Here is a 20,448-nt window from a genome sequence, read left to right as displayed (position 1 = left end):
TGATGGCGTTTTTTATCGAGGTGCTGGTCGGCGGGTTGCTGGCGGGCGTGATGTATTCGCTGGTCGCGATCGGTTTCGTGCTGATCTACAAGGCATCCGGCGTTTTCAACTTTGCGCAGGGCGCGCTCGTGCTGTTCGGCGCGCTGACCTATGTGAGTCTCGTCGAGCGCGGCTGGAACGGATGGCTCGCGTTTGCCGCCACGCTCGTCGCGCTGGTCGTGATCGCGATCCTGACGGGGCGGCTGGTGCTGCGCCCGCTCGTGAACCGGCCGCCGATCGTGCTGTTCATGGCGACGTTGGGCCTGAGCCTGATACTCGAGGGTGCGGCGCAATTGTTCTGGGGCGCGCAGGTCCACGGTCTCGATCTCGGCATCGACGATCGGCCTCTGCATCTGGCCGGTGTGATGGTCAGCCAGTTCGACCTGTTCGCGGCGGCGGCGGCCGGCGTGCTGGTGCTCGGACTGTCGCTGTTCGCGAAATGGTCGCGGCTCGGCCTGTCGCTACGCGCGGTGGCCGACGATCCGCTTGCCGCACTGGCAGTCGGCGTCCGTCTGCCGCGTGTATGGGCGGTGGTGTGGGCGCTTGCCGGATTCACGAGTCTGGTCGCCGGCCTGCTGTGGGGCGCGCGGCTCGGCGTGCAGTTCTCGCTTTCCCTGGTCGTGCTCAAGGCCCTGCCGGTGCTGATCATCGGCGGCTTTTCGTCGATTGGCGGCGCTATCGCGGGCGGGCTGCTGGTCGGCGCCGCCGAGAAGCTGGCGGAAGTTTACGCGGGCGGGGTGATCGGCGACGGCATCGAGAACTGGTTCCCGTATCTGCTGGCGATGCTGTTCCTGCTGGCGCGGCCGTACGGCCTGTTCGGCGAGCCGGCCGTCGAGCGTGTCTAGGAACGGACCCAGGGGAATTCACATGGATTTGACCAATACCGCTTCGATTCCCGCGTCGCGTCGCCTGGCCTGGCGCCAGTGGGTCGGGCCGGGCATGCTGGCGGTGGCCGCATTCGTCGGCGTGCCGCTGTGGGCCAACGATTACTGGCTCAATGCGATTCTCGTGCCGTTTCTGATCCTGTCGATCGCGGGACTCGGCCTGAACTTTCTGACCGGCTATGCGGGGCAGCTTTCGCTCGGCTCGGCGGCATTCATGTCGATCGGTGCATACGCGAGCTATAACCTGCTCGTGCGCGTGCCGGCGCTGCCGTTGCCGGCGGCGCTGCTGCTCGGCGGGGTCGCGAGCGCAGCGGTCGGTGTGCTGTTCGGGTTGCCGAGCCTGCGCATCAAGGGTTTCTATCTGATCGTGTCGACGCTGGCCGCGCAATTTTTCGTGGTCTGGCTGTTTACCCGCGTGAGCTGGTTCTCGCACGACGACATGTCCGGTGTGCTGAGCGCGCCGCAGCTCGCGATCGGCCGCTGGCACATCGACAATCCGGCATCGCGCTATTTGCTGGTGCTTGGCGTGGCCACCGTGCTGTTCGCACTGGGGGCGAGCCTCGTGCGAAGCGAACTGGGGCGGCGCTGGATGGCGGTGCGCGACATGGATACGGCGGCGCGCGTGATCGGCATCCCGATCGGGCGTACCAAGCTGCTCGCATTTGCGCTCAGTTCTTTCGTGCTGGGCATCGCCGGCGCGCTGTGGGCCTTTGCGTATCTCGGCACGATCGAACCGGACGGCTTCAGCCTCAACCTGTCGTTCCAGATCCTGTTCATCATCATCATCGGCGGCATGGGCAGCATCGGCGGGAATTTTCTCGGCGCCGCCTTCGTCGTGCTGCTGCCGATCCTGCTGTCGAACGCGGGCAGCGAACTCGCCCGCATCGGAATCGGCAGCGACCAGTTGCAGAACCTGCAGAAGATCGTGTTCGGCAGCCTCGTGATCGTGTTTCTGATCAAGGAGCCGGACGGATTGGCACGCCTCGTCCAGGTGGCGCGACAGCGGTTCAGACACGCGAAATGAATCCGTATCGACCGGGAATGACGTTTTTTATCATCATATAAATAAGGAATATCGATCATATGGGAAATGTTCGCAGGCACCTTGGCCGTTCGGCATGGAAAAAACGGGCTGGCACATTCATCGCTGCGCTCGCGCTGTGCTCGGCGGCGCTGCCGCAGGCACACGCGGCTGCCGAGGAATATTTCCCGCTGCAAAGCTACCGTGTCGGCCCGTATGCGGCCGGCGGCAGCGGCTTTTTCGGCGGCTTCATCGATTACATGCAACTGATCAACGCGCGCGACGGCGGCGTCAATGGTGTCAAGCTGGTATGGAAGGAGTGCGAGACCGAATACGTCGTGGAGAAAGGCGTCGAGTGCTACGAACGCCTGAAGAACGGCGGCCCGGACGGCGCACCGGCAGCTGCCACCAATCCGCTGTCGGTCGGTATCGCGTATGCGACGCTCGACCGTTCCACGGCCGACAGGATTCCGCTCATCACGATCAACCACGGGCGCACCGATTCGACCGACGGGGCCGTGTTTCCCTACGTGTTTCCTCTGCAGCTGAATCCGTACAGCGAAGTCTCGGCGATCGTCAACTACATCGGGCAGCGCTCGGGCGGGCTGGGCAACCTGAAGGGCAAGAAGATCGTCGTGCTTTATCACGGCTCGCCATATGGCCGCGAGACGATTCCCGTGGTCGACCTGCTGGCGAAGAAATACGGCTTCGACGCGATCCAGATCGAGGTGCCGCACCCGGGCAACGAGCAGGGCTCGCAGTGGCTGAAGATCCACCAGATCAAGCCCGACTGGGTGATCCTGCGCGGCTGGGGCGTCATGAACCCGGTGGCACTCAAGAGCGCGCAGAAGGTCGGGTATCCGGCCGACCACATCATCGGCAACATCTGGAGCAATTCGGAAGAAGACGTGCGCCCGGCCGGCGATGCGGCCAAGGGCTTCGTCTCGATCACGACGCACCCGTCGGGCACCGATTATCCGGTCCTGCAGGCGATCAACCAGTACGTGATCAAAACCGGTAACGGCAACCTCAAGGACCCTGCGCGCTTCGGCACCGTCTACTACAACCTCGGCGTGGTGAACGGCATCCTGAACGTCGAGGCGGTGCGCGTCGCGCAACGCAAGTACGGCAACAAGCCGCTCACGGGCGAACAGGTACGCTGGGGCTTCGAGCACCTGAACCTCGACGATGCGCGGCTTCGGCAGCTCGGCGCGCTCGGTCTCGTGCAGCCGCTCAAGCTGTCGTGCTCGGACCACGAAGGCGGCGGCGCGGTGCGCTTCCAGCAATGGAACGGCAGCAAGTGGAACGTGATCAGCGACTGGGTGCAGGCCGATCGAGCGCTGCTGCGCCCGATCATCGAGAAATCGGCGCTCGCCTATGCGAAGGAAAAGAACATCACGCCGCGCGATTGCAGCAAGGAGCCTTGAGCATGAGCGAACCGATCCTGCAGGCCGACGAGATCTCCGTGACCTACGGCGGGATCATTCCCGCGTTGCGCGGGGTGTCGCTGACGGTGCCCGAGCGCGCGATCGTTGCGCTGCTCGGCGGCAACGGGGCGGGCAAAACCACCATGCTGAAGGCGCTTTCGAGCCTGGTGCGCGCCGAGCGCGGCGAATTGACGGGCGGGCGTGTCGTCTATCGCGGCGAGGACGTCACGCGTCTCGAGCCCTGGACGCTGGTCGAGCGCGGTCTCGTGCAGGTGCTCGAAGGGCGTCGCTGCTTCGGGCACCTGTCGATCGAGGAGAACCTGCGGATCGGATCGTTCGCGCGACGGCCGAAGCGGGCCGAGATCGACGCCGATCTCGAACGGATCTACACGATTTTTCCGCGCTTGAAGCAGAAGCGCGGCGCGTTGGCCGGCTATGCGTCGGGCGGCGAGCAGCAGATGGTGGCGATCGGTCGCGCGCTGATGGCGCATCCGTCGCTCGTGCTGCTGGACGAGCCGTCGATGGGGCTGGCGCCGCATGTCGTCGAGGACATCTTCGAGATCGTCGCGGCGCTCAATCGTGACGAGGGCGTGAGTTTCCTGCTCGCCGAGCAGAATGCTTCGATTGCGCTGCGCTTCGCCAGTTGCGGCTACGTGCTCGAAAGCGGACGGGTCGTCGCGCATGGCACGTCGGCGCAACTGCGGGAGCTGGATGCGTTGCGAGATGCCTACCTCGGCGGTGCGCCGGTGGATTACGCGGCGAGGCGTGCGCAACGGGCGGCGGCGACGACCGGCGTATGACCGTGTTTCGGCAGCCGTGGGGCTGATTTTGCAGGACCCCGGCATCGCAGGATGTCACGGGTGCGGTGGATGATCATTTAACGAATACATCATGAGTCTCGATATTTTCTGGTTCCTGCCCACTTCGGGCGATACGCGTTATCTCGGCAAATCGGATTTCGGCCGTCAGGCAACGAATGCATACATGCGCCAGATCGCGGTGACGGCCGACCAGCTCGGCTACGACGGGCTGCTGATTCCGACGGGCGCTTCCTGTCTCGATCCGTGGGTGACGGCGGCCAGCCTGATTCCGGTCACGCAGCGTATCAAGCTGCTGGTGGCGCTGCGCACGTCGCTCGGCAATCCGACGGCTTCCGCGCGCCAGGCGGCGACGCTCGACCAGGCGCTCGGCGAGGGGCGGTTGCTGCTCAATGTCGTGCCGGGCGGCGATGCGACCGAACTCGCTGCAGACGGCGTGTTTTACGGTCACGACGAGCGCTACGAGGCCGGCGACGAATTTCTGACGATCTGGCGCGGCCTGCTGTCGGGCGAGAAGGTCGATTTCGACGGCAAGCACCTTAAGGTGCAGGGTGCACAGAATTTCTTTCCGCCCGCCAGCAAGCCTTATCCGCCGCTGTATTTCGGCGGGTCGTCGCCGGCGGCGCACGAGTTGGCTGCGAAGCATGTCGATGCCTATTTGACCTGGGGCGAACCGCCGGCCGCCGTGGCCGAGAAGATCGCCGACGTGCGGCGGCGAGCCGAGCGGTATGGCCGCAAGATTCGGTTCGGCGTGCGGCTGCATGTGATCGTGCGCGAAACGAGCGAGGAAGCGTGGGCGGACGCGGATCGATTGATCAGCCACCTGACGGACGACGATATCGCGGCGGCACAGCGCAATTACGCGAGCATGGATTCCGTGGGCCAGAAGCGCATGGCGGCGTTGCACGGCGGCAGCCGCGACACGCTGGTGGTCGGCCCCAATCTGTGGGCCGGTGTCGGCCTCGTGCGCGGCGGTGCGGGCACGGCGCTCGTCGGCAGCGCCGAAGAGGTGGCCGCGCGACTCAACGAGTATGTGGAGCTCGGCGTCGATAGCTTCGTGTTGTCCGGCTATCCGCACCTCGAAGAAGCGATTCGATTTGCGGAGCTGGTGTTCCCGTTGCTGCCCGGCAAGACGCCGGTCACGTTGCGCGACCGGACGCTCACGGGCGGAGCGTTCGATATCCGCGCCACGCCGCAAGGCGCCGGAGGGAAACACTGACGGGTTCGCCTGTCCGAATCCATTTCTTCGGCCGCAGCGTGATCGATCCGCGCTGCCGGCCAGCCTATCAACCTGACGTTTTCGGGGCGATCGCCGAGTCCGAGCGCGAATCCATCGTGCGCTGATTGAACCGGCGCACGGGTATCGAACGGTGCGAGCGGAAGTGGAGCGTGATCGCGCGGATCTTGGCGTGTCTTGGCCTGACGAACCCGAATCGCGCGTAGTAGACGAGAAGGAACCAGACCTGCGTTTTGGCGCGAAGGCCAGCGACGTCAATGTGGTCACGGCAATCGAGGTTGCGCCGCGTTGGACGATGCAGCGGCTTGAGGGCCGCGCGTCGGCCCGCTATGCGGGCAATCTCTGCGCACGCAAGATCGCCGCGAAGGCATCCTTCTCTTGGCGCATCGGAAACCGCGGTCCAAGGGCTGGCGGACCGACGCCGCGCCGGTCCGTCCTTTCGCAAACCCCTGTCTTTGGCGGCCGTGCGCCAGCGCCGTGCGCGGGGACACGCGTCATTCGTCGGTGTACAGCCCGCTCGCGTGCTTCTTTGGAAATGAAAATTTATTGGTTCGCCGTTCGCGGACGCTCGCGCATCATCGTTTCCTGATGGCTATAGACGGCTTGCCGTGAAACGGCCATGTAACGAACCCGGGAGGCGTAATGGCAGCAGTACTCGAAGAACGACCGGTCCACGCAGCACTCGAGACGGCACGCGAACAGGCGGCGAAGGAAGGGCTGGCCTACGCGGGCGGCGTCGCGCCGCGCGATGCATGGGCGCTGGTCTCGGCAGGCAACGCGGTGCTGGTGGATGTCCGCACCGCCGAAGAGCGCAAGTTCGTTGGCTATGTGCCGGACAGCGTGCATGTGGCGTGGGCTACGGGGACGAGCTTGACGCGCAATCCCCGTTTCGTGCGCGAGCTCGAAGCGAAAACAGGCAAAGATGTCGTCGTGCTGCTGCTGTGCCGCAGCGGCAACCGGTCGGCGCTCGCGGCGGACGCGGCAGCCAAGGCCGGTTTCGCACACGTGTTCAACGTGCTCGAAGGCTTCGAGGGTGCGCTCGACGACGCGCAGCACCGCGGCGGCCAGAACGGCTGGCGTTTCCATGGGCTGCCGTGGGTGCAGGACTAGCCGCACGACTGCGGTGGATTGCTCGGGCGCATTATGGGGATGGCGGTGCGATGCGCTTCGGTCGAACCATGCTCGGTCACGTGCCGGCGATGAATGACAAGGAGTAAAGCCTGTGGCCGTATTCGAAATCGATGAAATCGTGGGCTCGCTGTACACGGTCCGGCAACGGTGGCGCGACGAGCAGAAGCGCGCGCTGGAGCCCGGCGGGCGAGACCTGCCTTCGCGGGATGCGTTGTCGGAAGTCGTCGACGCGCTCAAGGGCGTGCTGTTTCCGATGCGGCTCGGGCCGCCCAGCCTGCGTCAGGACAGCGAGAACTTCTACGTCGCACATGCGCTCGACGCCGCATTGCATGGGCTGCTCGCGCAAGCCAGGCTCGAATTGCAGTACATCGCGCGGCGCGAAGCCAAAGACAGCGAAGCCGTGGAGGCGCGCGCCGTGCACGCCGTACGCGCATTTGCGCAGCGTTTGCCCGAGATTCGCGCGCGGCTGGATGCCGATGTGATCGCCGCCTATCACGGCGATCCGGCGGCAGGCAGCGTAGACGAAGTGCTGCTCTGCTATCCCGGCGTGCTCGCGATGATTCATCACCGGCTGGCACACGAGCTGTATCGGCTCGGGCTGCCGTTGCTCGCGCGCATCGTGGCCGAGCTCGCGCACGCGCAGACGGGTATCGACATTCATCCAGGCGCGCAGATCGGCGCAGGCTTTTTCATCGACCACGGCACCGGCGTCGTGATCGGCGAAACGTCCGTGATCGGCCAGCGTGTGCGTCTCTACCAGGCGGTGACGCTCGGCGCCAAGCGGTTTCCGGTCGATGCAGACGGCCATCTCGAAAAGGGGCTTGCACGTCACCCCATTGTCGAGGACGACGTCGTCATCTATGCCGGTGCGACGATACTGGGCCGCGTGACGATAGGACGCGGCGCGACGATCGGCGGCAACGTGTGGATCACGCAGGACGTCGCGCCCGGCAGCCACGTGACGCAGGCCAGCCTGCGCAGTGAAGCGGCCCGGCCGGCTGGCGCGGTAGTGGTCGGCCTGACGGCGGGAGTGCACGTATGACCGCACTCGTTCGCAATTTCGGCGCGGCCGTGCGCGCGCAGCGGGAAGCGCATGCGTGGTCGCAGGAGCAGCTCGCGGAGCACGCCGGCCTGAATCGCTCGTATGTCGGCGAAATCGAGCGCGGTACGGCCATCGCGTCGATCGTGACAGTCGAGAAGCTGGCTCGCGCGTTCGGCGTGCCCATCTCGACGTTGCTGGGCGTGCCGCCCACCGCTTCAGCGAGCGTGCTCGCGCCGGATCGCGGTCCGGCCACACCTGCGCCAACCTTCTGATTTTCATCGGCCATGGCCGGCCGGCGGCGTCGCACCTTGCCGGTCGACCGGCCGGTGATGGCTATAGCATGTTGAGCGCCATTTTCAGGCTCCCGATAATTCCCCATCGCAATAAGCATTCCCGTATTTCTTCTATCGACCAGGAGCCTCCGAATGTCGACGATCGTGAGCGGCCCGACCGCGCTCGGCGATAACGCAGCACGGCAACTCGCCAATGCCACCAAGACCGTCCCGCAACTTTCGACCATCACGCCGCGCTGGCTGACCCATCTGCTGCAATGGGTGCCAGTGGAGGCCGGTATCTATCGCCTGAACCAGGTGAAGAACCCCGAAGCCGTGCGCGCCACCTGCACGGCACGCGAAGACGAAGGGACGCTTCCCACCACCTTCGTCCCGTACGAAGAAAACCCGCGTGAATACTTCCTCAATGCGGTGAGCACGGTGCTCGACGTGCATACGCGCGTGTCGGACCTCTACAGCAGCCCGCACGACCAGATCAAGGAACAGCTGCGCCTCACGATCGAGACGATCAAGGAATTGCAGGAAAGTCAGCTCATCAACAATCCGGACTACGGCCTGCTCGCGAACGTGGACGAAGAGCAGCGCGTTTTCCCGCTGACCGGCGCGCCGACGCCCGACGATCTGGACGAACTGCTGACGAAAGTCTGGAAAGAGCCGGCGTTCTTTCTCACGCATCCGCTCGCCATCGCCGCATTCGGCCGCGAATGCACGCGCCGCGGCGTGCCGCCGCCCACCGTCAATCTGTTCGGCTCGCAGTTCATCACGTGGCGCGGCATTCCGCTGATTCCGTCCGACAAGGTCCCTGTCGCCGACGGCAAGACGAAGATCCTGCTGCTGCGGGTGGGTGACAAGCGCCAGGGCGTGGTCGGTCTGTACCAGCCGGGTGTGGCGGGAGAGCAAGGTCCGGGGCTGTCGGTGCGCTTCATGGGCATCAACAATCAGGCGATCGCGTCGTATCTGATCTCGCTGTATTGCTCGCTCGCAGTTCATTCGCCTGATGCACTGGCGGTGCTCGATGACGTGGAGATCGGCAAGTACCATGACTACGCTGACACCTACCGGTAACCTGCGGCCAGGCGACGCAGCGCCCGATATCCCGCCCGCCACGGTGCCGGCCGGACTGCCCGATGCGGACACGCTCGCACGCCTCGCCAACGCGTTTTTCTCGACGTTGCCCGGCAGTGTGGCGTCGCCGGAGTCGCCGTCGGCCGTAGGCGGGCTGCCGTCCGCGTGGCCCGCTGCGGTGCCGGTGGTCTCCACGCTCACGAACCCGGCGCCCGCCGGCTCGCCGCTCGCGGGGCCTGGCGGAGCGGGCACGGGTGTGCCCGGCGCGTCGCTGCCGGCAGGGCGCGTGCCGGGCGGAAATTTGTTGCCCGCCGCGCCCACGCACGAGCTCACGCTCGGCAACCGTGCACCCGCGTTGGCACCGCATGCGGTCGCGCAGACCGGGGTGCCCGACAACGTGGCGACGATTGCGCCCGCCCTCGAACCGCGTATCGGCAGTGCCGCGCTCGGCGTGCCGCCGGTGCAGGCGCCGGCGCCGGCCGTTGCCTCTCACGAGGCAGGGGTTGCGGCGTCTTCATCGTCCGCGGGGAGCGCACCGTACTACTTCATCGGCGCGCCGGAACATGGCTGGCAGCGTCCCGCGCAGGATATCGTCGTGCCGTCGGCGGCGGGCGTGACGCCGCAGTCGTTCGGGCTGCCTCACGAAGACGATCTGCGTTCGCTGCTATCCATTCATCGCTTCGCACCGGGCGTCGAGCCGCATCGTCACGCAGCTCACGGCGTACCGTACTTTCTCGACGGCGAGCGTGCCGCGCTTGATCCGCGCGGCGCAGGCCCAGCCGTGCCGGCCGCGCATCCGCCGTTCGACATCAACGCGATTCGCCGCGACTTCCCGATTCTGCAGGAGCGCGTGAACGGCAAGCAGCTCGTCTGGTTCGACAATGCGGCGACGACGCAAAAGCCGCAGGCCGTGATCGACCGCCTCGCGTATTTCTACGCGCACGAGAACTCGAACATCCATCGCGCCGCGCATGCGCTGGCGGGCCGTGCGACGGATGCCTACGAGAACGCGCGGGCCATCGCGCGGCGTTTCATCGGCGCGGCGTCACCGGACGAAATCGTGTTCGTGCGCGGCACGACCGAGGCCATCAACCTGATCGCGAAGACCTGGGGCGCGTGCAATGTGGGCGAAGGCGACGAGATCGTCGTGTCGCATCTGGAGCATCACGCGAACATCGTGCCGTGGCAGCAACTCGCCGCGCAAACGGGCGCGAAGCTGCGCGTGATTCCGGTGGACGATTCGGGCCAGGTGCTGCTCGACGAGTACCGCAAGCTGCTTTCCAGCCGCACGAAGATCGTGTCCGTCACACAGGTGTCCAATGCGCTCGGCACCGTGGTGCCGGTGCAGGAGATCATCGAGCTGGCCCACCGTGCGGGTGCGAAGGTGCTCGTGGACGGCGCGCAGTCGGTGTCGCACATGCGGGTGGACGTGCAGGCGCTGGACGCGGACTTTTTCGTGTTCTCCGGCCACAAGATTTTCGGGCCGACCGGCATCGGCGTGGTGTACGGCAAGCGCGCCATTCTCGACGACATGCCGCCGTGGCAGGGCGGCGGCAACATGATCGCGGACGTGACGTTCGAGCGCACGGTGTTCCAGCCGCCACCCAACCGTTTCGAGGCCGGCACGGGCAACATCGCGGATGCCGTCGGACTCGGCGCGGCACTGGAGTACGTCGAGCGGATCGGTATCGAGAATATCGGTCGCTACGAACACGATCTGCTCGAGTACGCGGCGAGCCGGCTCGGTCCGGTGCCGGGCGTGCGGCTCGTCGGTACGGCGCGGCACAAGGCAAGTGTGCTGTCGTTCGTGCTGAAGGGTTACGAGACGGAAGAGGTAGGGCGTGCGTTGAACCAGGAGGGCATCGCGGTGCGCTCGGGCCATCATTGCGCTCAACCGATTCTGCGACGTTTCGGGCTCGAAGCAACCGTGCGTCCGTCGCTCGCGTTCTACAACACCTGCGACGAAGTGGACGCGATGGTGTCGGTCATCCGGCATCTGTCTGCGCGAAGCGCCTGAAGGGAGCGGCTCCTGACGTGTTGGGCAGCGGGTCGTCATCGATGCGATGACGGCCATCCATGCTCGATGGTCGGGGCCGCTTCTTCCCCTGCAAGGACGTTCATAAACGTCGCCCGTTCCCCCTCGGGCGATATGCCGTGCAGGACGAAAATGAGCCGGATGCGCCGGTCGTCATCCGGCCAACGATCCGATCGCTCGATGCTCATGCTCCCGCGTGATAGCGAGTCGCGACGCGGCGCAAACAACAGCGCACGGTGCGACGCGCAGAGCCGCAATTCGCGCACCGTCATTTGCTTTGCTCTAAACATCGGTTCACCGACGCGCATGCGGCCGTTAGCATCGGCTGTCTGACTGCGTGAATCCGGCCGTATGCACTGCCGTTCCTTTCGCTGCGGCACACGCCCACTCCATATGACCGAACCGGGGAAATACCATGAAGCAATCGAGCCGCGTCGGCTTCGCGCGCGTGCGGGCGGCCGTCGCCGCCTTTGTGGCCGTCGCCTTCACGATGCTGACCGCGGCGCTCCCGCCGCGTGCGGCTCACGCCGCCGAGGCCATACCCACGGAGCTGAAGCTCGACTACGCGTACTACTCGCCCGAAAGCCTCGTGATTCGCCACTACGGCTGGCTCGAGGAAGCGTTTGCGCCGGACCACACGAAGATCACGTGGGTGCTGAGTCTCGGCAGCAACCGCGCGCTGGAATACCTGAACAGCGGAGCGATCCAGATCGGCTCCAGCGCGGGGCTTGCCGCGGTGCTCGCCAAGGCGAACGGCAACCCCATCCGCACCGTCTACATCTTCTCGCGCCCCGAGTGGACGGCGCTGGTCGTGCGCAAGGATTCGAACATCCAGTCGCTCGCGCAGCTCAAGGGCAAGAAGATCGCCGCGACGAAGGGCACCGACCCGTATCTGTTCACGCTGCGCGCATTGCACACGGCGGGCTTGTCCGCGGACGACGTCGAGATCGTCAATCTCCAGCATCCCGATGGCCGCACGGCGCTCGTCAACGGGCAGGTGGACGCGTGGGCCGGGCTCGATCCCCACATGGCCGCGGCGGAAGTGGACAACGGCGCGCGCCTCTTGTACCGGAACGTGGACTTCAACACGTGGGGCTTCCTGAATGCGCGCGAAGACTTCATCAGGCAGTACCCCGGCACACTCGCGCGCGTGCTGAAAGTCTACGAGAGAGCCCGGCTGTGGATCGCCGCGCATCCGGACGAGACCGCACAGATCATCGCGAACGAGTCGAAAGTGTCGCTCGCGGTGGCGAAGCTACAACTGAGCCGCAACGATTTCAGCCAGCCGCAGCCGGGGCCGAAGCAGATCGCCGCGCTCAAGGCCGCCGCGCCCATCCTCACGCAGGAGCAACTGGTGAAGCCCGGCACGAAGGTGGAGCAGGTCATCGATGCGCTGATCGACGTTCGGCCGGCCCAGACAGTCATCGCGTCGACGGGCGCACATTGAAGGGTCACCTTAAAGGAACACCCTGAAGGACCATCCGATGGCTATCGACGACGCGCTCACGCTGCGCAACAGCAGCGCATCCGGCGCCGTGCCCGCGCACGAAGCACACGAGCGGGGCGCCACGCAGGCGGCCGCCGTTTCGCATGCCGTGACGGCGCGCCGTGACGTAGCGGAAGCCGGGCACGGCGAGACCGCGGAACAACGCCTGCGACGCTGGCATTGGGCCGGCCTTGCGTTGCCCGTGGTGTTTCTCGGCGCGATCGAACTGCTGGTTCGTGCGCAGGTATTGCCCGCCAACCTGGTGCCCGCGCCTTCGGCGATCGCGGGCACGATGATGCACATGGGAGGCGAACGGCTTCTGCGCCACGTCGTCGCCAGTACGCTGCGCGTGCTGGCGGGCTTCGGCCTGGGTGCGGCGCTCGCTGTGCTGATTGGCGCGGCGATGGGGCTGAGCAGCAGGCTCGAGGCGCTCTTTGATCCGTCGTTCCAGGCGCTGCGCGCGATTCCGTCGCTGGCGTGGGTGCCGGTGTTGCTGCTCTGGATGGGCATCGACGAAGCACCGAAGGTCGCGCTCGTCGCGATCGGCGCTTTCTTTCCGGTCCACCTCGCCGTGGTGGCGGGCATTCGCAATGTGGAGCGCAAGCTCGTAGAACTCGGCGCGGTTTATCGGCTGAGTCCGGCACGCATGCTGACGCGCATCCTGTTGCCGGCCGCGCTCCCGCAACTCTTCACGGGGCTGCGCACGGGCCTGAGCCTCGCGTGGATGTTCGTGGTGGCCGCGGAACTGATCGCCGCCACGCGCGGCCTCGGCTATCTGTTGAGCGACGGGCGCGAAACCGGACGGCCCGACATCGTGTTCGGCGCCATCATCCTGCTGGCCTTGATGGGCAAACTGACGGACGGCGCGATGAAGGCGCTCGAAGCCCGCGTGCTGGTGTGGCGCGATACGGATACCGGCGAGAGGCGAGGATGAGCGATTCCGTGCTCCATGTACGTGTGCGGCTGAAGCGCTACGGCGGCCGCGCGGTGCTGAACGACACGCAGCTTGCGGTGCGCCCCGGCGAGATCGTGAGCCTGCTCGGCCCGAGCGGCTGCGGCAAGAGCACGCTGTTGCGCATCGTGGCCGGGCTCGATCGCGATTTCGATGGGGTAGTCGCGCTCGGAGGCCTGCCGCTCGATGGTCCGTCGCCGGCGCTTGGTGTGATCTTTCAGGAGCCGCGGCTTTTGCCGTGGCTCGATGTGGCGAACAACATCAGCTTTCCGCTGCGTGCTCGCGACGAAGCCGCCGACCGCGTCTCGGCACTGCTCGCCGAGGTTGGCCTGCCCGGGATCGAGGCGCGCTGGCCGAAGGAGCTATCGGGCGGTATGGCGCAACGCGTGGCAATCGCGCGTGGGCTCTTTTCACGACCGAGCGTGCTGCTGCTCGACGAGCCATTCAGCGCGGTCGATGCCATTACGCGAATGCGCTTGCAGGATCTGTTATTGCAGGTCACGTCGTCGCATCGGATGGCCGCGCTGGTGGTGACGCACGACGTGGACGAAGCCCTGCTGCTCTCGGACCGCGTGCTCGTGATGCAGTCCGGGCAAGACGGCGCGGGTGGCGGCATCGTGCACGAGTTGCGGGTCGATCTGCCGCGTCCGCGTAACCGGCAGGCAGCAAGCGACGGTGGATTGCGAACGGCGTTGCTCGATCGGTTGGCTGAGTTGTTCGCACAACCGGCTTGAAACCGGCTCGAGCTGTTGCCCTGAACCGGCACGAGCGCCACGACGATGACGGTTGGCCGGCGCCTGCGGGCGCCGGCATTTTCCCGTTGAGGGGATTAGAACTCGAAGCCCGGACCGCCCGCGCCTGCGCCAGCAGGCAATGCGGAGGGCGCCGCGTCCTTGGGCGCTTCATATACCGTCGCATCCGTCGTCAGCAGCAGACTCGCCACGGAGGCCGCGTTGAGCAGCGCCGTGCGCGTCACCTTCGTGGGATCGACCACGCCGGTTTCCACCAGATCGCCGTATTCGCCGGAGGCCGCGTTGTAGCCGAAGTTGCCCGAGCCCTCCGCCACCTTCGCGACAATCACGCTGGCTTCTTCGCCGGCGTTCGCGACGATCTGGCGCAGCGGCTCTTCCAAGGCGCGGCGCACGATGTTGATGCCCGCGTTCTGGTCCGCGTTCGCACCTTGCAGGCCGGCAATGGCCTGCTTCACGCGAATCAACGCGACGCCTCCGCCCGGCACGATGCCTTCTTCCACAGCGGCGCGCGTGGCGTGCAGTGCATCGTCGACGCGGTCCTTCTTCTCCTTGACTTCGATTTCGGTCGCACCGCCCACCTTGATGACCGCTACGCCGCCCGCAAGCTTCGCCACGCGCTCTTGGAGCTTCTCGCGGTCATAGTCGGACGTTGCTTCCGCGATCTGCACGCGAATCTGCTTGACCCGCGCCTCGATGTTGGACTTCTCCCCGCCGCCGTCGATCACGGTGGTGTTCTCCTTGCCGACCTCGATGCGTTTGGCCTGGCCCAGTTCGGCAAGCGTCGCTTTTTCGAGCGTCAGGCCGGTTTCCTCCGCGATCACTTGGCCGCCCGTGAGAATTGCGATGTCTTCGAGCAACGCCTTGCGGCGGTCGCCGAAGCCCGGCGCTTTCACGGCCACCGTCTTCAGGATGCCGCGAATATTGTTCACGACGAGTGTGGCGAGCGCTTCGCCTTCCACGTCTTCCGCAATGATCAGCAGGGGCCGGCCCGACTTCGCGACCTGTTCGAGTACGGGCAGCAGGTCGCGGATGTTCGAAATCTTCTTGTCGTGCAGCAGCACGAAGGGCTCTTCCAGGATGGCGAGCTGCCGGTCCTGATTGTTGATGAAGTAGGGCGAGAGGTAGCCGCGATCGAATTGCAGCCCTTCGACCACATCGAGTTCGTCGGCAAGCGACTTGCCGTCTTCCACGGTAATCACGCCTTCCTTGCCGACGCGGTCGATGGCTTCCGCAATGCGCTGCCCGATCGACTCTTCCCCATTGGCCGAAATGGTTGCGACCTGCGCGATTTCCTTGCTGGTGGTCGTCGGCTTGCTGATCTTCTTCAGTTCCTCGACTGCCGCGACCACGGCTTTGTCGATGCCGCGTTTCAGATCCAGCGGATTGAGGCCGGCTGCGACGTACTTCTGGCCCTCGCGCACGATGGCCTGTGCGAGCACCGTCGCGGTGGTCGTGCCGTCGCCGGCGTCGTCGCTCGTTCTCGAGGCGACTTCCTTGACGAGCTGCGCGCCGATGTTCTGCAGCTTGTCGGCCAGCTCGATTTCCTTGGCGACGGATACGCCGTCCTTGGTCACGACGGGGCTGCCGAAACTGCGTTCGAGCACCACGTTGCGGCCCTTCGGACCGAGTGTGACTTTCACGGCATTGGCGAGCAGGTTCACGCCTTCAACCAGTTTGGACCGTGCGTTGTCGCTGAAGGCGACTTCTTTGGCTGCCATGTTTGACTCTCCCTCAGGATTGAACGACTGCGACGATGTCTTCTTCGCGCAGCACGAGCAGTTCGTTGCCGTCGACTTTCACCGACTGCCCCGCATATTTTCCGAACAGGACGCGTTCGCCGACCTTCAGGTCCGGCTCGATACGCCTGCCGTCGTCGCCGCGACGGCCCGGACCGACTGCGACGATTTCGCCCTGATCCGGCTTCTCGGCGGCGCTGTCCGGAATGACGATGCCCGATGCCGTACGGCTTTCCTGATCGAGACGCTTCACGATCACGCGATCATGTAACGGACGTAGACTCATTTGCTGTTCCTTTCTGGACGAGTGACGGAGGGTGATGCCCCTGCACCTTTGCTGCATCTTCGACTGGCACTCTCGGATGGTGAGTGCTGACCGGAAGCCGAGTATAGAAACGGCGTGCAAACGGCTCCAATAACCGATTGGCAGAACGTTTGCCGGCAGCGCGGGATTTGCAATGCACGGTTTGCGCTAAAGGGCCAGGAGGAGCGGCCCGCGTGAATCCGCACGGAGGGAGCTTTCCTATCGCGAGCGGCGAAAAAGCATCGAAAGAATGCTTGGTTGTGCGGCCGTGCGACGGTGACTAGATTGAATGCGTGAACGCCAGATGACCAGGAGGTGCCGTCATGTCGATGAGCCTCGCATTGCTCTCTCGCAACGCGATATCGCGGCTGCTACACAGCGTGCGGCGACGTTCGAGAGACCACGCCGCGTCCGTTGTCGCGCGGGAAAGCGCACGCCCTTTTGCAGCACGGCGGCTGTCCGCCCCGCAGGGCCATGACGCCGAGCACTTCGAACGCATTGCGACGTACGCGCTCGCCGGCTACTTCAACATGGGCTACACGCTCGAAGTGTTTCACGTGAGCGACTAACTTTCGCCGACGTAGAGGGAGCCGGATTCAACTACCCGGTTCTGAATGGCGAGTGGCCGGCAACATGCGCGTATGAGCCACCTGAGGGGCTGCCGAGCCTGCGGGGTATGCCGGGTGCGCCATTACGCAGCGGCGTCTATCGCGCGCGGCGCTGACTGACCCCGCGCGCCTGACCGCCGATACGGCGTTCGACGATCCATCTGCGCCACCCGATGCGCCGGCGCGCCGCAGCATCGAATCGCACTCGCTACTGTTCTTCCAGGCGAGCGACTGCCGGGCGCGCGATGGCGCCCGGATCAGGAAGCGACACAGAACTGCTGATAAAGCACATCCATCACGGCAAGCGCCTCGGCACTCGCCACCGAGTAGAAAATGTTCTTGCCCTCGCGGCGCGCAGTGACCAGACCATTTTCGCGAAGCACGCCCAGCTGCTGGGACAGGGTGGGCTGGCGGATGCCTAGCTGATCCTCCAACTCGCCGACGGACAACTCGTCCTGAGACAAACGGCACATGACCAGCAAACGATCCGGGTTGGCGAGAACCTTCAGCAGGGCGCAGGCATTTTTCGCAGAAGCCTGCATGGTGCGAAGGTCGATGGTGGAATCGGAAGAACTCATTGAACGATTACAGTTTATATGTTGATAATCTATCTAAAGCTTATGTGAAAAACTTGGTTTGAGGCGCGAACCCTGGTCAATAGACTCTGCCCCGTTGGTGTCAAACATTATTCGGGGAAACGTATGAAGCTACAAGGGACCTCACGCGCACTCCTTGCTGTTGTCGCGGTAATACCGGGCCTGGCATGGGCGACCAATGGCTATTTTTCCAACGGCTATGGCGTGGCGTCGCAGGGCATGGCCGGCGTAGGCATCGGGTTGCCGCAGGATGCCCTGTCCGCGGCGGCCAACCCTGCAGGCATTGCCTTCGTCGGCAACCGGTTCGATGGCGACATCAGCCTCTTTCTGCCGAAGCGCGGCGCGGAAATTTCGGGCAACGGCTTCGGCGCTGACGGCAGCTACGCAGGCAACAATCGCTCGATTTTCGCGCTGCCCGAATTCGCCGTGACGTATCAGGTTCTGCCGAACACTTATGCAGGTCTCGCACTGTACGCGAACGGCGGCCTCGACACGGGCTATGCGCGCAATCCCTATCGTGCCTTCGGTGCCACGGGATCGGCCGGCGTGGATCTCGAGCAGTTGTTCCTCTCCCCGACGATTGCCTACAAGTTGCTGGACCGACATGCGTTCGGTATCGGCCTGAACATCGCCTATCAGCGCTTTACCGCAAGCGGGCTGCAACCGTTCACGGGCATGTCGGTCGCCCCCGGCAACGCCACCGATCGCGGAGCCGATTCGACAGTGGGAGTGGGCGTGCATCTCGGCTATACCGGCGAAATCACGCCCACGCTGACGGTCGGCGTGACGTGGGCTTCGAAGATTCACGGACGGTTCGACAAATACAAAGGTCTCTTTGCCGATGGCGGATCGTTCGATATTCCGGAGAACTACGGCATCGGCCTCTCCTGGAAAGTCACGCCGGCATGGACAGTGGCGGCCGATTTTCAACGCATTCTGTACGGCAATGTGAAGTCGATTGCGAATCCGCTCGCCAACCTGTTTTTAGGCAACACAATGGGGTCGTCCAACGGGCCGGGTTTCGGCTGGCGCAATACCAACGTAATCAAGATCGGCACCAGCTATGACGTGACTAGCCACCTCACGCTTCGTGCAGGCTACAGTCATTCGAGCCAGCCGGTCGCCAGTACGGAGACCTTCCTGAACGTCCTCGCGCCAGGTGTCGTGCAGGATCAGGCGACGCTTGGCGCCACGTGGAAGACCGATGCGAAGACGTCGTTCGGTGTGTTCTACGGCCATGCGTTCAAGAAGACGGTCGACGGCAACAACTCGATTCCCGCAGCCTTCGGGGGCGGCAATGCAAATTTGCATCTGGCCGAAGACGTCGTGGGCGTGTCCTTCGGAAAATCGTTCTGAGTCTCGTCGTCCGGCGAAACCGCACGGGTTGCCGGCTCGATGCGGCTAGCCACGCGATCCGATCGCTCGGCCAAGCGCATACGTCTGACGTTGCGCATTCGCGAAGCGGCCGCCCGTGTCGGCAGCCGTATCGTGCTGCCGTTTGCGGCGAGGCGCAGAGAGACGACGAAACGAATAGCAATGGTTGCATGGCGCTCACAGCGCACTCGATCACCAGCAAATCACGCTGTTCACGTTCCTCGTCCGCCAACAGGAACTGTTTTGCGAGAGAACTGCCTCGCAGATTGCCGGTAAGACCCGACCCGTCTCAAACCTCTGTTCAGCGAATTTCGCAACTGCTTCTTGAACCAATCAGCCCCCACGATTCCCGGTGCGGTTCAGAGCGACGTATCGGTGCATGAGTCCCTCGAGCTTCAGGCTTTGGCAGTGCCCGTCGATGCGTTCCTGCTGCAAGTTCATGCGCGCACCTCGGTCAGTAATTGCTGGTAGACGGACAACGGGTGCTGGATCGACATCGCGGGATCAACGCGCGGCCGAGCGACGGCGCGAGCCGGCAATCGGGGCAATGTGTAGCCAGGCATATCGAGCAAGCAAGCCCGTTCTCGTTGCTCCAACAGAATCGCGGGTGCCTGCCCGGTAACCGGATGCACGCGCTGGTTGGCCACGTCGCGCAGCCATTTACTCACCTCGACGTTCGCAGTCGCGGCATCGAGCATCAAGCCGGATTGTTTAAGCTGGCTTGCCAGCGGCACATAGAAATTGCCGCGCAGATAGCGGTGGAATCGCTCGACCTTGCCCTTGGTCTGCGCGCGGTACGGTTGGCACAATCTGGGCAGGAAGCCGTACCGCTTGGCCAGATCGAGCAGGCCGGCGTGCCAGCGATGTTGGCCGTCGCCATAAGCATCGCGTTCGACAACGATGGTCTTGGCGTTGTCGTAAAGGATCTCGCGAGGAATGCCACCCAAGGCTTCGAACAGCGCATGATGACAGGCAACCAGCGTCTCGGCGCGTTCATCGGTGGTGAAGCGTGCCCAGCGCCAACGACTGAAGCCGAGCGTGGCGGTGAAGGCGTAAAGCGGGTCGGTGCCTCGTCGGAAGACAACGAAATCGCACTGCATCTGCCGACCGGGCTCGGTCTCGAACCTTACGACTGGATCGGGCTTCGGCATGGGCTTATGCGTGTTCATGAAAGCCTGCAGGCTTCGCAGTTGGCCCTCGTAGCCGCGCGCCCGCAACTCGCGCAGCAGCGCCGGCGCTGCGATGATCTCCGGTGCTGCGGCCCTCATGCGCTCGATGATGTACGCCTCGAACGCTCCGAGCTTGGTTGGCCGCGGTTCACGCGGCTTGTAGCGCGGCACTTCCTCAGCCGACAGGTACCGCGCCACCGTGTTGCGAGAAATGCCCAGGCGCCGCGCGATCTCGCGCTCCGATACGCCTTGGGCTTTGAGCACATGGATTTGCATCCACTGTTCCTTCTGGAGCATCGCCAGCCTTTGCGCGCAAAAGGCTGACTGTACTGAAAGGTGGCTTAGATTTACTTCGCGCGAAGTGGCTCATTATTACTTTGCGCCCTGAACCGCACCGGGAATCGTGGAGGCCGGTTGGTTTAAGTTAATGCAGGCACTTCAGCAGCATTTCTGAGTTGCCTGTAGTAGTTTGCCTCAGC

20 protein-coding genes and 1 pseudogene are annotated in these 20,448 nt (G+C 64.5%); 15 read left to right on the top strand and 6 right to left on the bottom strand.

All coding sequences use genetic code 11. The annotated features are described in order from the left end of the window. The first annotated feature begins 2 nt into the window (after positions 1 to 2). From EX20_RS03980 to EX20_RS03935, 10 genes are all read left to right on the top strand, one after another. Positions 3 to 884 carry a branched-chain amino acid ABC transporter permease gene (locus tag EX20_RS03980; RefSeq protein WP_014725913.1) on the top strand — a complete coding sequence of 294 codons (882 nt, stop codon included), beginning with the start codon at positions 3 to 5 and terminating at the stop codon, positions 882 to 884. 22 nt (positions 885 to 906) lie between these two features. Next, a complete protein-coding gene (locus EX20_RS03975) occupies positions 907 to 1,947 on the top strand; it encodes a branched-chain amino acid ABC transporter permease (RefSeq protein WP_014725914.1) in 1,041 nt (346 codons plus the stop codon). Between the two features lie 59 nt (positions 1,948 to 2,006). Then, the gene (locus EX20_RS03970; RefSeq protein ID WP_139164681.1) at positions 2,007 to 3,371 is read left to right on the top strand and encodes an ABC transporter substrate-binding protein; all 1,365 of its coding nucleotides are present in this window, start codon (positions 2,007 to 2,009) and stop codon (positions 3,369 to 3,371) included. Between the two features lie 2 nt (positions 3,372 to 3,373). Next, positions 3,374 to 4,171 (top strand): ABC transporter ATP-binding protein, encoded by a 798-nt coding sequence (locus tag EX20_RS03965; protein ID WP_014725916.1) that lies wholly within the window; start codon positions 3,374 to 3,376, stop codon positions 4,169 to 4,171. A gap of 91 nt (positions 4,172 to 4,262) precedes the next feature. Then, positions 4,263 to 5,408: an FMNH2-dependent alkanesulfonate monooxygenase gene (gene ssuD / locus EX20_RS03960; protein ID WP_014725917.1), complete on the top strand. Its 1,146-nt coding sequence runs from the start codon at positions 4,263 to 4,265 to the stop codon at positions 5,406 to 5,408. Between the two features lie 660 nt (positions 5,409 to 6,068). After that, on the top strand, positions 6,069 to 6,536 hold the full coding sequence (locus EX20_RS03955) for a rhodanese-like domain-containing protein (protein WP_014725918.1): 468 nt from the start codon (positions 6,069 to 6,071) through the stop codon (positions 6,534 to 6,536). A 112-nt stretch (positions 6,537 to 6,648) separates the two neighbouring features. Beyond that, positions 6,649 to 7,599: a serine O-acetyltransferase EpsC gene (gene epsC / locus EX20_RS03950; protein ID WP_034192722.1), complete on the top strand. Its 951-nt coding sequence runs from the start codon at positions 6,649 to 6,651 to the stop codon at positions 7,597 to 7,599. Next, positions 7,596 to 7,871 (top strand): helix-turn-helix domain-containing protein, encoded by a 276-nt coding sequence (locus EX20_RS03945; RefSeq protein WP_014725920.1) that lies wholly within the window; start codon positions 7,596 to 7,598, stop codon positions 7,869 to 7,871. The genes epsC and EX20_RS03945 overlap by 4 nt, the downstream gene beginning before the upstream one ends. Before the next feature lie 153 nt (positions 7,872 to 8,024). After that, complete coding sequence (locus EX20_RS03940; RefSeq protein ID WP_014725921.1) at positions 8,025 to 8,957, top strand: family 2A encapsulin nanocompartment shell protein; 933 nt, start codon at positions 8,025 to 8,027, stop codon at positions 8,955 to 8,957. Continuing rightward, positions 8,932 to 10,974 carry a family 2A encapsulin nanocompartment cargo protein cysteine desulfurase gene (locus tag EX20_RS03935; RefSeq protein WP_034192721.1) on the top strand — a complete coding sequence of 681 codons (2,043 nt, stop codon included), beginning with the start codon at positions 8,932 to 8,934 and terminating at the stop codon, positions 10,972 to 10,974. Before EX20_RS03940 ends, EX20_RS03935 begins: the two co-directional genes overlap by 26 nt. Positions 10,975 to 11,009: 35 nt before the next feature. Here the strand turns inward: EX20_RS03935 and EX20_RS31690 are convergent, their stop codons facing one another. Then, positions 11,010 to 11,264, bottom strand: coding sequence for a hypothetical protein (locus EX20_RS31690; protein WP_139164682.1), 255 nt, complete (start codon positions 11,262 to 11,264; stop codon positions 11,010 to 11,012). A 143-nt stretch (positions 11,265 to 11,407) separates the two neighbouring features. On the opposite strand from EX20_RS31690, the gene EX20_RS03930 reads away from it, so the two are divergent. From EX20_RS03930 to EX20_RS03920, 3 genes are read left to right on the top strand one after another with little or no spacing between them, the layout of a single operon-like run. Then, positions 11,408 to 12,439 carry an aliphatic sulfonate ABC transporter substrate-binding protein gene (locus EX20_RS03930; RefSeq protein WP_081350634.1) on the top strand — a complete coding sequence of 344 codons (1,032 nt, stop codon included), beginning with the start codon at positions 11,408 to 11,410 and terminating at the stop codon, positions 12,437 to 12,439. A gap of 37 nt (positions 12,440 to 12,476) precedes the next feature. Then, positions 12,477 to 13,412 carry an ABC transporter permease gene (locus tag EX20_RS03925; protein WP_014725924.1) on the top strand — a complete coding sequence of 312 codons (936 nt, stop codon included), beginning with the start codon at positions 12,477 to 12,479 and terminating at the stop codon, positions 13,410 to 13,412. Beyond that, positions 13,409 to 14,164: an ABC transporter ATP-binding protein gene (locus EX20_RS03920; protein ID WP_014725925.1), complete on the top strand. Its 756-nt coding sequence runs from the start codon at positions 13,409 to 13,411 to the stop codon at positions 14,162 to 14,164. The genes EX20_RS03925 and EX20_RS03920 overlap by 4 nt, the downstream gene beginning before the upstream one ends. Before the next feature lie 95 nt (positions 14,165 to 14,259). Here EX20_RS03920 and groL read toward each other — a convergent pair whose 3' ends face one another. After that, entirely contained in the window at positions 14,260 to 15,900 is a 1,641-nt protein-coding gene (gene groL, locus EX20_RS03915; protein ID WP_014725926.1) for a chaperonin GroEL, read from the bottom strand. 13 nt (positions 15,901 to 15,913) lie between these two features. Continuing rightward, on the bottom strand, positions 15,914 to 16,204 hold the full coding sequence (gene groES, locus EX20_RS03910) for a co-chaperone GroES (protein WP_014725927.1): 291 nt from the start codon (positions 16,202 to 16,204) through the stop codon (positions 15,914 to 15,916). Between the two features lie 341 nt (positions 16,205 to 16,545). Between groES and EX20_RS03905 the strand changes: the two genes are divergently transcribed. Further along, complete coding sequence (locus EX20_RS03905; RefSeq protein WP_014725928.1) at positions 16,546 to 16,791, top strand: hypothetical protein; 246 nt, start codon at positions 16,546 to 16,548, stop codon at positions 16,789 to 16,791. A 296-nt stretch (positions 16,792 to 17,087) separates the two neighbouring features. Here the strand turns inward: EX20_RS03905 and EX20_RS03900 are convergent, their stop codons facing one another. Then, complete coding sequence (locus tag EX20_RS03900) at positions 17,088 to 17,408, bottom strand: ArsR/SmtB family transcription factor (RefSeq protein ID WP_034192719.1); 321 nt, start codon at positions 17,406 to 17,408, stop codon at positions 17,088 to 17,090. A gap of 123 nt (positions 17,409 to 17,531) precedes the next feature. On the opposite strand from EX20_RS03900, the gene EX20_RS03895 reads away from it, so the two are divergent. Next, complete coding sequence (locus EX20_RS03895) at positions 17,532 to 18,782, top strand: OmpP1/FadL family transporter (RefSeq protein ID WP_034192718.1); 1,251 nt, start codon at positions 17,532 to 17,534, stop codon at positions 18,780 to 18,782. A gap of 378 nt (positions 18,783 to 19,160) precedes the next feature. On the opposite strand, the pseudogene EX20_RS32430 reads toward EX20_RS03895, so the two are convergent. Further along, a pseudogene (locus EX20_RS32430) lies at positions 19,161 to 19,241 on the bottom strand (AAA family ATPase); the annotation flags it as partial. Then, a complete protein-coding gene (gene istA / locus EX20_RS03890) occupies positions 19,238 to 20,266 on the bottom strand; it encodes an IS21 family transposase (RefSeq protein WP_034192717.1) in 1,029 nt (342 codons plus the stop codon). The pseudogene EX20_RS32430 and the gene istA, both read right to left, overlap by 4 nt. Positions 20,267 to 20,448 lie beyond the last annotated feature (182 nt).

Source organism: Burkholderia sp. WP42, assembly GCF_000745665.1.
GTDB classification, from domain to species: Bacteria; Pseudomonadota; Gammaproteobacteria; order Burkholderiales; family Burkholderiaceae; genus Burkholderia; species Burkholderia vietnamiensis.
The sequence above is the reverse complement of the archived record's forward strand: the minus strand, read 5'-3'. Positions and strand labels throughout refer to the sequence as shown.